Annotated in this window: 17 protein-coding genes; 10 read left to right on the top strand and 7 right to left on the bottom strand. The window is 70.6% G+C overall.

Annotation, left to right across the window (positions count from 1 at the left end):
- The 5 genes from ACYVE7_RS16750 to ACYVE7_RS16730 all read left to right on the top strand — a co-directional run.
- A partial coding sequence (locus ACYVE7_RS16750; protein ID WP_460365635.1) for an MFS transporter occupies positions 1-741 on the top strand: 741 nt, incomplete at its 5' end.
- Complete coding sequence (locus ACYVE7_RS16745; protein WP_460365634.1) at positions 728-2,179, top strand: pyridoxal phosphate-dependent decarboxylase family protein; 1,452 nt, start codon at positions 728-730, stop codon at positions 2,177-2,179. The genes ACYVE7_RS16750 and ACYVE7_RS16745, both read left to right, overlap by 14 nt.
- A 39-nt stretch (positions 2,180-2,218) precedes the next feature.
- Complete coding sequence (locus ACYVE7_RS16740; protein WP_460365633.1) at positions 2,219-2,758, top strand: NADAR family protein; 540 nt, start codon at positions 2,219-2,221, stop codon at positions 2,756-2,758.
- 41 nt (positions 2,759-2,799) lie between these two features.
- The gene (locus ACYVE7_RS16735; RefSeq protein WP_460365631.1) at positions 2,800-3,501 is read left to right on the top strand and encodes an RNA ligase family protein; all 702 of its coding nucleotides are present in this window, start codon (positions 2,800-2,802) and stop codon (positions 3,499-3,501) included.
- Positions 3,488-4,609 (top strand): AAA family ATPase, encoded by a 1,122-nt coding sequence (locus tag ACYVE7_RS16730; protein WP_460365630.1) that lies wholly within the window; start codon positions 3,488-3,490, stop codon positions 4,607-4,609. Before ACYVE7_RS16735 ends, ACYVE7_RS16730 begins: the two co-directional genes overlap by 14 nt.
- On the opposite strand, the gene ACYVE7_RS16725 is transcribed toward ACYVE7_RS16730, so the two are convergent.
- From ACYVE7_RS16725 to ACYVE7_RS16700, 6 genes are all read right to left on the bottom strand, one after another.
- A complete protein-coding gene (locus ACYVE7_RS16725) occupies positions 4,606-5,280 on the bottom strand; it encodes a hypothetical protein (RefSeq protein ID WP_460365629.1) in 675 nt (224 codons plus the stop codon). The two genes, ACYVE7_RS16730 and ACYVE7_RS16725, sit on opposite strands and share 4 nt — an antisense overlap.
- Entirely contained in the window at positions 5,273-5,776 is a 504-nt protein-coding gene (locus tag ACYVE7_RS16720; protein WP_460365628.1) for a SigE family RNA polymerase sigma factor, read from the bottom strand. The genes ACYVE7_RS16725 and ACYVE7_RS16720 overlap by 8 nt, the downstream gene beginning before the upstream one ends.
- Positions 5,777-5,834: 58 nt before the next feature.
- Positions 5,835-6,464 carry a class I SAM-dependent methyltransferase gene (locus ACYVE7_RS16715; RefSeq protein ID WP_460365636.1) on the bottom strand — a complete coding sequence of 210 codons (630 nt, stop codon included), beginning with the start codon at positions 6,462-6,464 and terminating at the stop codon, positions 5,835-5,837.
- 129 nt (positions 6,465-6,593) lie between these two features.
- Complete coding sequence (locus ACYVE7_RS16710; RefSeq protein ID WP_460365627.1) at positions 6,594-7,082, bottom strand: MarR family winged helix-turn-helix transcriptional regulator; 489 nt, start codon at positions 7,080-7,082, stop codon at positions 6,594-6,596.
- 40 nt (positions 7,083-7,122) lie between these two features.
- A complete protein-coding gene (locus tag ACYVE7_RS16705) occupies positions 7,123-8,676 on the bottom strand; it encodes an MDR family MFS transporter (protein WP_460365626.1) in 1,554 nt (517 codons plus the stop codon).
- A gap of 98 nt (positions 8,677-8,774) precedes the next feature.
- A complete protein-coding gene (locus ACYVE7_RS16700) occupies positions 8,775-9,347 on the bottom strand; it encodes a TetR/AcrR family transcriptional regulator (protein ID WP_460365625.1) in 573 nt (190 codons plus the stop codon).
- A gap of 55 nt (positions 9,348-9,402) precedes the next feature.
- Between ACYVE7_RS16700 and ACYVE7_RS16695 the strand changes: the two genes are divergently transcribed.
- The 5 genes from ACYVE7_RS16695 to ACYVE7_RS16675 all read left to right on the top strand — a co-directional run bounded on the left by ACYVE7_RS16695 (position 9,403) and on the right by ACYVE7_RS16675 (position 13,698).
- Complete coding sequence (locus ACYVE7_RS16695; RefSeq protein WP_460365624.1) at positions 9,403-10,770, top strand: ABC1 kinase family protein; 1,368 nt, start codon at positions 9,403-9,405, stop codon at positions 10,768-10,770.
- Positions 10,767-11,825, top strand: coding sequence for a cytochrome P450 (locus ACYVE7_RS16690; protein ID WP_460365623.1), 1,059 nt, complete (start codon positions 10,767-10,769; stop codon positions 11,823-11,825). The genes ACYVE7_RS16695 and ACYVE7_RS16690 overlap by 4 nt, the downstream gene beginning before the upstream one ends.
- Positions 11,826-11,898: 73 nt before the next feature.
- On the top strand, positions 11,899-12,363 hold the full coding sequence (locus tag ACYVE7_RS16685) for a hypothetical protein (RefSeq protein WP_460365622.1): 465 nt from the start codon (positions 11,899-11,901) through the stop codon (positions 12,361-12,363).
- 109 nt (positions 12,364-12,472) lie between these two features.
- The gene (locus tag ACYVE7_RS16680) at positions 12,473-13,090 is read left to right on the top strand and encodes an ATP-dependent Clp protease proteolytic subunit (protein ID WP_460365621.1); all 618 of its coding nucleotides are present in this window, start codon (positions 12,473-12,475) and stop codon (positions 13,088-13,090) included.
- A 2-nt stretch (positions 13,091-13,092) separates the two neighbouring features.
- Complete coding sequence (locus tag ACYVE7_RS16675) at positions 13,093-13,698, top strand: ClpP family protease (RefSeq protein WP_460365620.1); 606 nt, start codon at positions 13,093-13,095, stop codon at positions 13,696-13,698.
- Here the strand turns inward: ACYVE7_RS16675 and ACYVE7_RS16670 are convergent.
- Positions 13,695-13,970, bottom strand: a 276-nt coding sequence (locus ACYVE7_RS16670; RefSeq protein ID WP_460365619.1) for a helix-turn-helix domain-containing protein, incomplete at its 5' end; no start/stop codon positions are given. The two genes, ACYVE7_RS16675 and ACYVE7_RS16670, sit on opposite strands and share 4 nt — an antisense overlap.

Here is a 13,970-nt window from a genome sequence, read left to right as displayed (position 1 = left end):
CGGTGGATCCCGTCACGGCCCGGGCCCCGGCCGCTCGGGCTCGGCGCGGCGTTGAAGGCCGCACGCGGCAACCGGCCGTTCTTCGCGCTGCTCGGCGCGTTCGTGCTGCAGAGCCTCGCGACGGCCGTCATGCTCGCCGCCGCCCCCTACATCGCCACCTACCGGCTCGACGACTACAAGCTGACCACCGCGATGTTCGTGTGCATCGTCGCGCCGAGCGCCGTCGCCGTCCCCCTGTGGATGCGGCTTTCGCGACGGTTCGGACCGGTGCCCTGCTATCTGGCCGCCGTCGTGGTGTTCGCCATCGCGGCGACCGCGCTCCACCCGGCCGCGAGCGCCGGATCCGTCGCCGCGACGCTCCTGCTCGACGCCGTGATCGGCATCTGCTACGCCGCGCTCCAGCTCCTGCCGCTGTCGCTGCTGCCCGAGACCGTCCACGCCGACGCCGGCCGGACCGGCCAGGCCCAGCCCGGCGCGTTCACCGGGCTCTGGACCGCCGCCGAGACCGGCGCGCTCGCCCTCGGACCCGGGATCTTCGCGCTGGTCCTGGCCGCCGGAGCGTTCCGGTCGGCCGACTTCGACTCCCCCGTCGCGCAGCCCGGCTCCGCCCTCACCTGGCTGACGGTCGGCGCGACCGTCCTGCCCGCGCTGCTGCTCCTGCTCAGCGTCCCGTTCCTGCTCTCCTACCGGCGGCTCGCCGCCGCCCACCAGCCCCGGAAGGAAGACCATGTCACTTCCTGAACGCCCCCGCCCCACCGCCGAACTCCTCGCCGAGCTCGACCGGCTCCGCACCGCCGACGTGCCGGTGCGCGGCGGCAGCGTCACCGCCTACGTCTACGACACCGGACGGCACGAGATCCACGACGCGGCCGCCCAGGCACACCTGGCGATGATGGAGGTCAACTGCCTCGACCCCACCGCGTTCCCCAGCATCGTGGCGCTCGAACGGGCGATGGTCGGCGCGGTCGCCGACCTGCTCGGCGGCGACTCCACCACCCGGGGGATCTTCACCAGCGGCGGCACCGAATCGATCATGCTGGCGGTGAAGGCGGCCCGCGACAGCCGGCCCGTCGAGGGGACGCCGCAGATCGTCGCGCCGACGACCGTGCACCCGGCCTTCCACAAGGCCGCCCACTACCTCGGGGTCGAACTGGTCGCCGTCCCCGCGGACCAGCAGACCTACCGCGCCGACCCGGCCGAGCTCGCCGCCGCCATCACCCCGCGGACGGTGCTGGTGGTGGCGTCCGCACCGTCCTATCCGCACGGGGTGGCCGACCCGGTCGCCGCGATCGCCGCCGTCGCCGCGGACGCCGGTGTGCTCTGCCATGTCGACGCCTGCGTCGGCGGCTGGGTGCTGCCGTGGCTCCGCCAGACCGGACGGGACGTCGCGCCGTTCGATCTGTCGGTGCCGGGCGTCACCTCGATCAGCTGCGACCTCCACAAGTACGGATACGCGCCGAAGGGCGCCTCGGTGGTGCTGTTCGCCGACGAACGGCTGCGCCGGGCCGCCTACTTCGCGTCCGCGAACTGGCCGGGCTACCCGATCCTCAACGCGACCGTCCAGAGCAGCCGCAGCGCCGGGCCGCTGGCCGCCGCCTGGGCGACCTTCCAGGCGATCGGCGCCGACGACTACCGGCGGCTCGCCGAGGAGCCGATGCACGCCACCGACCGGCTGATCGAGGCCGTCGCCGACATCCCCGGCCTGCGCGTCCTGGGCTCCCCCGACTCCCCTCTCGTGGCGATCGCCTCCGACGACCCTTCCCTCAACGTCTTCACCATCGCCGACGAGGCCCGCAAGCTCGGCTGGTTCTTCCAGACCCAGCTCTCCTTCGACACCAGCCCCGCCAACCTCCACTTCACGATGACCAGCGTCAGCGACCTCCGCATCGACGAAATGACCAAGGCCCTGGCCACCGCCACAGCCGCCGCCCGCGCCTCCGGCCCGCCCGCCGTCCCCGACGACCTCATCACTGCCTTGTCCACCCTCGACCTCACCACCCTCACCGAAGCCGACTTCGCCTCCCTCGTCACCGCCACCGGCCTCTCCCCCTCCGAAACCCCCGAAATGGCCCCCGTCAACACCCTCCTCAACGCCCTCCCCCCCACCACCCGCGAAACCCTCCTCCTCCACTTCCTCGCCTACCTCTACACCCCCCAACCCCCCACCTTTACACAGTAAGGCAAGTCCGGGCGTCGAGGCCGGGCGTAAGGTGCGGGGATGGAGGCGCGGAGTGTGGCGGACGTGGTGCGGCTGGAGGCCGCCGGGATCGCGTTGAAGTACCTGTACTTCTGGGGGCACGAACCGACGGCGAGCGGGAACCACGTGTTCAGCCAGTGGTTTCAGCGGGACTTCACGGAGAACGGCGTACGGTACGCCAGCGCCGAGCACTACATGATGGCGGCGAAGGCCCGGCTGTTCGGAGACTCGGCGACCGAGGCGGCGGTGCTGGCCGCCGGCCATCCCCGGCAGGCGAAAGAGCTCGGACGTCAGGTGGCTCCGTTCGACCAGGCGATCTGGGACGCCGAGCGGTTCGAGATCGTGGTCAGCGGCAGCGTGGCCAAGTTCAAGAACGACGCCGACCTGCGCGGCCACCTGCTGGCGACCGGGCAGCGGGTGCTCGTGGAGGCCAGTCCGCTGGACCGGATCTGGGGAATCGGGCTCGGGGCGACCGATGAGCGCGCCGGGCGGCCGACGGAGTGGGACGGACTGAATCTCCTGGGGTTCGCGTTGATGGAGGCGCGCGCCCGGGTGGGGTAAATCAGTCGACGGCAAGAAGGTGTGTGGGTACAAAGGGCTGCATGTTGGTCAAGTATCCGCGGACGCGGCATGTGTGGGGGTCGCGGCTTCAGCCGGGGGATGAGGATTTGGGGGCTGTGCCGTTTCGGGAGGTTGCGGGGCGGTTTGTGGTCGTTGAGGAGAAGTTGGACGGGGCGAACTGTGGGATCAGCTTCGGGCGGGGTGGGGAGCTGCGGCTGCAGTCGCGGGGGCACTATCTGACCGGGGGGCCTCGGGAGCGGCAGTTCGCGCCGCTCAAAGCGTGGGCTTCGGCTGTGCGGCATCGGCTCTGGCCTGTGCTGGGCGAGCGGTATGTGATGTACGGGGAGTGGCTGTACGCGCGGCACACCGTCCGGTACGACGCGCTGCCTCACTACTTCTGCGAGTTCGATGTGTACGACCAGGTGGACGGTGTTTTCCTGTCCACGGCGGCTCGGCGGGAGCTGCTGGACGGGGTGCCCGTCGTCTCCGTGCCGGTGCTGTTCGAGGGGGTGTTGGGGCGGCTTGAAGAGCTGACGGGGCTGCTCGGGACCTCGCTGTACTCGTCCGAGCCGGCCGAAGGGCTGTATGTGAAGGTCGAAGAAGGCGGGGTGACCGTCGACCGGCTCAAATGGGTGCGGGCGAGTTTCCTCACCGAGATCCTCGACTCCGGGACGCACTGGCAGGACCGTCCGATCGAGCCGAACGGGCTCGCCGACCCCGGGGTGATGTATGAGCATCTTTGACGAACTCTGCCCCGCACCGCCCCACTGGGACGTGCCCTGGCCGGAGATCCGCGACGCGTTCGGCTGGGTCCGCGCCATGACCGGGATCGAACAGGACGCCGAACACCACGCCGAAGGCGACGTCGAGACCCACACCCGGATGGCGTGCGAGGCGCTCGCCGCGCTGCCCGAATGGCGCTCCAGACCGCGCGACGAACGGGTCAGGCTGTTCACGACCGTGCTCATGCACGACATCGCCAAACCCGTCTGCACCCAGCACACCGACGGCCGGATCACCGCGCACGGCCACTCCCGCAAAGGCGATCTGATGATCCGCCGGATCCTGTGGGAGGCGGAGACCCCGATCGCGTGGCGGGAGCACGTCGCGGCGCTGGTCCGCCACCACCAGGTGCCGTTCTGGGCGCTGGAACGGCCCGACCTGCAGCAGATCGCGTTCCGGGTGTCGCTGCTGGCCCGCAACGACGACCTGGTGCTGCTCGCCAAGGCCGACATCCTCGGCCGGATCTGCGGCGACACCGCCGAAGTCCTCGACAACATCGCACTGTACGAGGAGTACTGCGCCGAGCAGCGCTGCCTGAGCGAACCCCGCGCGTTCCCGTCCGACCACGCCCGCTTCTGGTACTTCCGCACCCCGGGACGCGACCCCGAGTACGCCGCCTACGACGACACCCGGCTCACCGCGACCGTCCTGTCGGGCCTGCCCGGCTCCGGCAAGGACACCTGGATCCGCGCCCACCGCCCCGACCTGCCGGTGGTCGGGCTCGACCGGATCCGCGCCGAACTGCGCGTCAAACCGACCGCCGACCAGCGGCCGGTGATCGCCGAAGCGTTCAACCGGGCTCGCGAGCATCTGCGGGCCGGGCGCTCGTTCGTCTGGAACGCCACCAACACCTCCCGGCAGCTCCGCGAACACTGCACCGGGCTGGTCGCCGACTACCGGGGACGCGTCGACCTCGTTTCCCTGGAGGCGCCGCCCCGGCTGCTGAAGCAGGGGAACCGCGCCCGCCCCGCGCCCGTGCCCGAAGCGGTGATCGACCGGCTGGCCGCCAAATGGGAGCTGCCCGACCCGACCGAGGCCCACACCGTCACCTGGGTGGAGCGCTCCTAGGGGTCGACCGTCCAGCGGCCGTCACGCTTGGTCAGCCGGACGGGCGCGAGCGGCCGATCGCCCCTGGCCACCCAGACCTCGGCGCTCGTCCCGTCCACTTTGACCTCACCCAACGTGACCGTCGGGTTGACGGCATCCGTCAACGCCTTCTTCTCCGCGTGGGACGGGAAGGTGAACTTACGCCCCGGCAGGCGTTCAGTCAGCAGCCGCCGGAACTCCGGGCTGAGGCCATGTTCCGTCCCGTCGGCGATCATCAGGTCCCCCGGGATCGTCTCGAGGACGGCCACATACAGGTCCAGGTCCGGACGAGTCTTGGACAGCATCGCACCGGCATTGGGAGCCTTGGCGGAAGACCCAGAAGTGGCCTCTCCGGTCGCCCCTTCCAACCTTTGGTCGTTCGCCTGGTCGTTCAGCAAAGCGTGGTCCTCGACCACGGGGGCCTTCTCCGCCGCGGAGAAGTTCGCGGGCTGCGCGTCGGAACCGGACGTCCCGTTGACGATCCCCGGCGCCAGAAACCCGACGACCGCGACGAACGCCGCCGAGCCGCCGAGCACCGCCATCCGGCGGCGCGTGCGGACCCTGCGGCCCGACCGCACCACCGCCTCCGCCAGGTCGGTGCGCGGTTCCGGCGCCTCCCCGGCCAGCAGGCCGAGAAGCTCCTTGTCATCCACGTGCGTCCCCCTCCACGGGGACACCGTAGGCCTCCCGCAGTTTCTCCAGCCCGCGCATCGTCTGGCTGCGGACCGTCACCGCCGTGCAGCCGAGCAGCTCGGCCACCTCGGCGACTTCGAGCCCGACCCAGTGGCGCAGCACCACGGCCGCCCGCTGCTTGGCGGGCAGGGAGGCGAGCGCCGACCGCAGCCGCACGTTGCCGTCCACGCCCGCGTACGGGTCGGCGGAGTCGCCGATCTCGGGCAGGACGTCCACGGCGGTCTCGTGCCGGTAGTGGGCGCGGCGACGTTCGTCGGCCGCCACCGTCACCAGCACCCTGCGCACGTACGCCTCCGGATTGGTCTCGATCCGCTTCCACCGAAGGTAGGCCTTGACCAGCGCGTTCTGCACCAGATCTTCGGCGCCGGCCCGGTCGGCGGTGAGCAGATAGGCGAGCCTGAGCAGCCCGGCGGAGCGTTCGGCGACGAACCGCCGGAACGCTTCCTCCTCGGCCATCAGCGCCTCCCGTCCTCTAGGACGGCGGCGCCCCTCCGCCGCGTTGCACGTGCCGTCACTATCCCACCGCTGTCGTTCCCGGAACCGGACGTCTCGCCGGGACCTGCCAGACGGTGGTCCGCTTGACCCTGGAGTCCTCCAGGGCCTGACTGACCGGCACATCGTACCTGGCCAAAGCGTGATAAGACGCCCGCGGCAGGTACTGCCGTCCGGGGTCGCCGACCAGCACGAGGGCGCCTGTGGCGGCGGCCCGGTCGAGGAACGGCCCGATCCGGCGGGCCATCACCTTGTCGTAGAAGACGTCACCGGCGAGGACGACGTCGAATCCCCCGGAATCGGTAGCGAAAAGCGGGGAATCGAGCAGATCCGAGCAGATCGCCCGGACGGTGACCCCGTTGGCCTCGGAATTGGCGGCGACCGCGGCGGCCGCATAAGGATCCACCTCGGAGGCCGTGACGTCGGCCGCGCCCGCCAGCGCCGCCGCGATCGCGACGAGCCCTGAGCCGCTGGCCAGATCGAGCACCGTACGCCCTCTGACGATCTCGGGCCGGTCGAGCACATGCCGTGCCAGCGCGAGCCCGCCGGTCCAGGCGAACGCCCAGAAGGGCAGGCCGGTGTCCTCGGTCCGTTCCCACAGACCATACGGATCATCCGCCTGATGAAGTCGAATCTCGGGCAGATAGGGCACGGCACTCAAACGCGTATTGGTGCGGACGAAGGCCAACTCCTCGCTCGCGCACACCGGGGGGTCAGGCTGCACCTTGACGACCTTAACGGCGGCACCCCTGACTGCGCCATTTCCCGCGGTAATTTTGGGTTATATGTAAGTATTCCTCCCAGAATGACGAACACGACTCGCATTCCGGGAGTTGAATCGGGAGAGCAGCGTGACGAACGTCCGCACCTCCTCCTCCGGCCAGGTGCTGAGGTCTTCGCGGAGGCTGAGCTGGCGGGCCGCGCGCACGCGTTCCAGCCGCTCGCGGCCGTCGTCGGTGAGGTCGAGCAGATGGGCCCTGCCGTCCTCGGGGTCGGGCTCGCGCCTGACCATGCCGAGCCGTTCCAGTTCGGCGAGCTGCCGGCCGGCCGTCGCCTTGCCGATCCCGAAGTGGGCGGCCAGATCGCTGGGCCGCAGCGGACCTGCCTCGCGCAGCCGGGCCAGCAGCCCGTAGGCGTGCAGGTCCAGCTCGGGGTGGACGGCCCTGGCCATCTCGGCGGAGACCGCGCGGCCCCGCCGCAGCAGCACGACGAGCTCCCGTTCGAACTCGGCGATCAGCTCGGGGCCGGCGCTGGTCTCGGGTGTCTGCACGTTGCTCCTCCTGTTCCCCGAACGCTACCGCCCCAGGGTGTCAGGACGGGGTGACCGCCTCGTCGTTGCTGCGCCGCAGCGGCACTTCGCGGACGAACAGGATCGCCACCAGCGCGATCGCCGCCGGGATCGAGGCGATCAGGAAGACCTCGGCGATGGAGTGGCCGAACGACTCCTCGAACACGCCCCTGACGGGCTGCGGCAGCGTCGAGACCTTCGGCAGGGCGTCGTGCCCGCCGCCGGACGGCGTGATCCCCAGCGCGGCGAGCCCGTCGGCCAGGTAGTCGGTGAACCGGTGGGCGAGGACGGCTCCGAGCGCCGAGACGCCCACGGCGCCGCCGAGGGTCCGCCCGAACGCGACCAGGGCGCTGGCCGCGCCGAGCTCCGCCATCGCGACCTGGTTCTGCACGGCGAGCACCAGGTTCTGCATGGTCATGCCGAGCCCGGCGCCGAGCGGCACCATGTACAGGGCGAGCTGCCAGTACGGGGTGTCGGCGCGCATGGTGGCCAGCAGGGCGAGGCCGTCGGCGGACTCCTCGGCGCCCGCCACGAGGATCTTCCTCCAGCGGCCGGTGGCGGTGATCCGCCGGCCGGCGGCCGTGGACGCGACGGCGAGCCCGAGGATCATCGGCAGGGTCAGCACGCCGGCCATGGTCGGGGAGTCGCCGCGGGCGAGCTGGAAGTACTGGCTGAGGAAGGTCGTCGAGCCGAACATCGCGATCCCGACCATCATGCTGGCCAGCACCGACAGGCTGACGGTCCGGAGCCGGAGCAGGTGCAGCGGGACGATGGGCTCTGCGGCCCGGCGTTCGGCCAGCAGGAAGGCCGTCCCGAGCACGAGCGCGCCGCCGACCATCGCCCAGGTCTGCCAGGACAGCCACGCGAACTGGTCGCCGGCGAACGACACCCAGATCAGCAGCAGCGACACCGACGCGGTGATCAGGGTGGCCCCGGCGACGTCGACCTTGACCTTCCTGCGGTTGACCGGCAGGTGCAGGGTCTTCTGCAGCACGACGAGCGCGGCGGCCGCGAACGGCGCGCCGACCAGGAAGCACCAGCGCCAGCCCAGCCAGGACGTGTCGACGATGGCCCCGCCGATCAGCGGTCCGCCGATGGTGGCCAGCGCGAACGTCGCGCCGATGTAGCCGGAGTAGCGGCCCCGGTCGCGGGGCGCGATCATCGTGGCGATGATCACCTGGGTGAGCGCGGTGAGCCCGCCCGCGCCGATCCCCTGGACGACCCGGGCGAAGATCAGCATCGCGGAGTCCTGGGCGAGTCCGGCCACGAGTGAGCCGAGCATGTAGACGACCAGGCTGATCTGGACGAGGGTCTTCTTGCTGACGAGGTCGGCGAGCTTGCCCCAGACCGGGGTCGAGACCGTCGTCGCGAGCAGCGCCGCGGTGATCACCCAGGTGTAGGTGATCTGGCTGGCGTGCAGCTCCGCGATGATCGTCGGCAGCGCGTTGGCCACCACCGTGGACGACAGGATCGCCACGAACAGCCCCAGCAGCAGCCCTGCCAGCGCCTCCAGCACCTCGCGGTGCGTCATCTCCCCCGCCACCGCGGCCGGGCGTTCCGTCTGGACGACCCCCACTGCACCCTCCCCAAAATGATTGCCTGAAGCAACCATAGATAACTAGTTGCCCTAAGCAACTATTTCGCCGGGAAGAGTGGCGACCCTCACAACGCGGCCTACGGCCGTAGGACGCTCAGCATCATCTCGACCCAGAGCGCGACATGGACGTCCGCGGGGACCGCCCGGCCGGGCAGGATCTGCCGGGCGACCAGTGCACTGAGCCCCACCGTCGCGATCTCGCCGACACGCTCGCGGGGCAGGTCGGTCAGCGACGCCAGCCAGTCGGCGAACTCGGCGCCGGTCGACTCGACCAGCCCGCACAGCGCTTCCTCGACGAGCGGGTTGCGGGACTCCAGCATCATCACCCGGAGCAGTTCGTGCTCCGACTCCAGCTCCGCCAGCACATAGCGGCCGATGACGGTGAGCTCGGCACGCGGATCGCCCAGGCCGGCGAACATCGAGCGGAGGTCGGAGAGGGCGCGCAGCCGGTCGAGGTGGCGTTCCAGCCCGGCCGCGAGCAGCGCGTCCTTGGACTTGAAGTGGTGGTAGATCCCGCCCGCGCCCGGGGTGAGCCCGGCCGCGACCTCGATCTGGGTGACGCTCGTCCCCCGGAACCCCTTCTCGCCGAACAGCCGCATCGCCGCGTCGAGGATGCGATCTCTGGTGCCGATCGGGCTTGACTCTGTCACGCAGCTAAGTAAACACTTAGGGCGTCTAAGTGTCCACTTTCAGGGACGTGTGATCATGACCGAGATGCGCAAGGGCAGAGTCTCCAGGACCGCCCCGCTGGTGGGGCTCGCCGGACGCACGGCCGGGGAGGCGGTGGTCGCGGCCCTGCGCCGCAAGCCCCGCGACGAGGAGTTCCACGCGCGGGCGGCCGAACGGTACGCGGCCTCGCTCGGCAACTCACGGGGCGTGCTCATGAAGGCGGGGCAGATCCTGTCGTTCGTGAGCCTCGGCGGCATCGTCGACCAGCAGTACCAGGGGATCTACCAGCAGGCGCTCGCCCGGCTGCAGGACAGTGCCCCGCCGATGCCGCCCGAGGTGGCGGCGGCCGTCGTCGAGGACGAGCTGGGCGCGCCGCCGTCGGAGCTGTTCGCGACCTTCAGCCCCGAACCGCTGGCCGCCGCCTCGATCGGCCAGGTGCACCACGCGACCCTGCACGACGGCCGCGAGGTCGCCGTCAAGGTCCAGTACCCGGGCGTCGACCAGGCGATCCGCGCCGATCTGGCCAACACCCAGCTCCTCGCGACATTCCTGCGGATCATGCGGGCCGCGATGCCGGGGTCCGCCTCGATCGACGCCCATGCCCTCGCCGGTGAGCTGGGCGCCCGGATCGGCGAGGAGATCGACTATCTCGCCGAAGCGCGCAACCAGCAGGACTTCGCCGGCCACTACCGGGGCCATCCGTTCATCCGGATCCCCGAGGTGGTGCCCGAGCTGACGTCGCGCCAGGTCCTCACCCAGGAGTTCGTGCACGGCCTGCGCTGGAAGGAGGCCCTGGAGGCCCCTGACGAGCTGCGCCAGGCGTGGGGCGAGGCGATCTCCCGGTTCACCCTCGGCACGCTGCGCCGGACCGGCTGGTTCAACGCCGACCCGCACCCCGGCAACTACCTGTTCCACGAGGACGGAACCGTCACCTTCCTCGACTTCGGCTGCGTCCGCCGGTTCACCCCCGAGCAGATCAAGTGGGTGGTCGGCGTCGTCACCTGCGCCGTCGACCACGACGCCGAGGGGATCGTCGAGCTGTTCATCGAGGGCGGCTTCGCCGAACGCGGCAACGCCCCGGACCCCGAACGGCTGCTCGCCTGGTTCCAGTCCGGGCTGCACGCGCTCATCGGGCCCCAGCCGTTCGCCTACACCCCGGAGTACGCCGGACGGGTGGTCGTGGAGGAGTTCCAGCTCAACGGGAAGTTCAAGGACGTCCTGGCGAAGATGACCATGCCCGCCGACTACCTGTTCCTGACCCGCATCGACATCGGGATGACGGCCGTCCTCGGCGCGCTGCGCGCCAGCGGCCCCTGGGAGGCGATCCGCCGGGAATGGGACTGCGGCGGGCCGCCCGCCACCCCGATGGGCGAGCTCGAGGCCGAGTACTGGAGGAACAAGTGAGGTGGAACGAGGAGTTCGGGATCTTCGATGTGACCTCCTTCGACGAGGCGTCGCAGATCCTGCGGGGCGACGGCTGGAGCAGCGACCCCCGCAACAACCCGACCGCGCCGCCGCAGTTCGCGGCGCTGCCCCTGGGCAATCTGCTGTTCATGGACCCGCCGGACCACACCGTCCTGCGCCGCTTCCTCAGCCCCGCGTTCACCCCCCGGGCGATCGAGAGCCTGCGGCCCCGGGTGGTCTCGGTCATCGAGGCGGCGCTCGACCGGTTCGAGGACGAAGGCGACCTGCTCGCCGACTTCGGCTATCTGGTGCCGCTGGCCGTGATCTCCGAGCTGCTCGACGTCGGAGCGGCCGGCGCGGAGCTGTTCCGCGAGCAGACGCCCCACCTCGTGAAACTGCTGGAACTGGACGCCTCCGCCGACGACCTCGGCGCGGCCGCCGCCGCCACCTTCGAGATCATGATGTTCCTCGCCCCGCTGATCGGCCGCCGCGAGCAGGAGCCGGGCGCCGACTTCATCAGCGGGCTGCTGACCGGCGAGCTGTCCCTCGAGGAGATCACCTCGACCTGTGTGCTGCTGCTGGCCGCCGGACACGAGACCACCGCCAACCTGATCGGCAACGGAGCCTACGCGCTGATGAAGGACCCCGCCCAGCTCCCGGCACTGACCGCCGACCCGGCGGCGGCGATCGAAGAGCTGATCAGGTTCCACAGCCCGGTCAGGCTGATCGGCAGGACGGCCCTGCGACGGCAGAGCGTCGGCGGCCGGGAGGTGCTGCCAGGGCAGGCGGTGTTCCTGCGGGTCGCGGAGGCCAACCGCGACCCGGAACGGTTCGCCGACCCCGACCGGCTCGACCTGACCAGAAAGGGGCCGGGACATCTGGGCTTCGGCGGCGGAGCCCACTTCTGCATCGGCGCGGCCCTCGCCAGGCTCGAGGCGTCCGAGGCGCTCCCCCGGCTGTTCGCCCGCTTCCCCACCATCAAGATCGCCGAAGAGCCGGAGTGGCGGGAGTCGATGACCTTCGGCGGGCTGCGGTCGCTGCGCGTCCGGACCTGACAGGGCGGTACCCGGGAATTCGTCCGCACCTGATATACAGCCCAGAGTAAGCGGCGCGAATTTGAGGGGAACCATGGACGCAGAGCAGGTCACCGAGGGCGAGAACCCGATCGCCCGACTCCAGGACGAGCTCTACGCGGACGGGCTGGACCTCGATTTCGAGGACCGGATGTGGCACGTGTCGGGGTCGTTCTCCAACCCGCTGCCGATCGCGGCCCGGGTCGCGACGGAGCTGGAGAAGTACGAGAAGTTCCCGATCGTCCAGGCCAGGTGCAACGGCCGGTGGGCGTTCATCGCCTGGCGCCGTCCCGACCTGCTGGTGGCGACGGCCCCCGCCGGGAACGCCTGGCGGCTCTACCGGGTGAACGGCCACGCCTCGCCGACGTCGCTGCTGTCCAGCGGTGAAGGACTGTCGAGCGTGGGCCTGGTCGGCAAGCCGACCAGGATCGGGCTGCTGCCCCCGCAGAAGGCCATGGACCTGCTCGCGGAGGCGGACTTCGACTTCGTCACCCTCGTGAGCCAGCTCACCGGCCGTTAGAACCCTTTCTCTGCCTGCGGCAGAGAAAGGCGGGACTTGGCTTCAGCCCTCCTTATCGTCGAAAGCGGCGCCCCTCCCAGGGCGCCGCCCGAGACGCGAAGGAGAAGCCATGACCATGACGGCGGAGAACGCCGGCGCCCTCGGAATGCTGGACGACCAGCTCGCCGCGCGCCTGCTCCACCAGCGCATCATCGTGCTCGGCGCCGAGGTCGAGGACCGGATCGCCAACCGGCTCTGCGCGCAGCTCCTGCTGCTGTCGGCCGAGGATCCCGACAGCGACATCAGCCTCTACATCAATTCACCCGGTGGTTCGGTGAGCGCGGGCCTCGCCATTTACGACACCATGAACCTCATTCCCAACGACGTCAGCACGCTGGCGCTGGGACTGGCCGGGAGCATGGGCCAGTTCCTGCTCAGCTCCGGCACCCCCGGCAAGCGGTACAGCCTGCCGAACGCCCAGATCCTCATGCACCAGGGCTCCGCCGGATTCGGCGGAACGGCCGCCGACGTGGAGATCTACGCCGGCCAGCTCCAGCGGATCGGCACCCTGCTGACCAGGCTGACCGCCGAGCAGACCGGCCAGAGCCCCGAGACCGTCGAACGGGACGGGCTGCGCGACCGCTGGTTCAGCGCGCCCGAGGCCCTCGAGTACGGGATCATCGACCACATCGTGGAACGCCTCGACGACGTGCGGCCGTCGGTCGTCCGGCACCGGGCAGGGCTGTGACCATGAGCCAGTACACGATCCCCACCGTCGTCGAGAAGACCCCCAGCGGCGAACGCGCCTTCGACATCTACTCGCGGCTGCTGTCGGACCGCATCGTCTTCCTCGGCACCGAGATCGACGACGGCGTCGCCAACGTGGTGATGGCGCAGCTCCTGCATCTGGAGTCCGAAAGCCCCGAACTGGAGATCGGGCTGTACATCAACTCGCCCGGCGGCTCGTTCAGCGCGCTGACCGCGATCTACGACACGATGCAGTTCGTCCGGCCCGACGTCGCGACCTTCGTGATGGGTCAGGCGTCGTCGGCGGCGGCCGTGCTGCTCGCCGCCGGAGCGCCCGGCAAACGGTCGGTGCTGCAGCACGCGAAGGTGATGCTGCACCAGCCGTCGAGCCAGGCCCGCGGCACCCTGCCCGACCTGGCCGTGCAGGCCAAGGAGGTGGCGCGGGTGCGGGCCGAGATGGAGGAGATCCTCAGCCGGCACACCGGCCATCCCGCCGCGAAGATCCGGGAGGACACCGACCGGAACCTCACCCTGGACGCCCGCGAGGCCGTCGCCTACGGTCTCGCGGACGCCGTGATCACCAGCCGGCGGGAGCTGCTGGTCTCCTAGGCGGCCAGGCAGTACACGTCGCCGGAGCCCGCCGGGCGGCGCAGGGCGATCGAGGCGGCCCGGCGCTCGGCGGCGTGCCTGGCCAGGGTCATGGTCCGGCCGATCTCGGTGAGGACGTCGGCCTGCTCCACCCGGAGGGCCTCGCAGACGGCGGCCAGCACCTCCGACGACGCCTCCTTGCGGCCGCGTTCCAGCTCCGACAGGTACGGCATCGAGATCTTGGCGGAGCGGGCGACGTCGGCGAGGGTGCGGCCCTGGGCGCGGCGGATCCG

It is taken from the genome of Actinocorallia lasiicapitis (assembly GCF_054778695.1).
The sequence above is the reverse complement of the archived record's forward strand: the minus strand, read 5'-3'. Positions and strand labels throughout refer to the sequence as shown.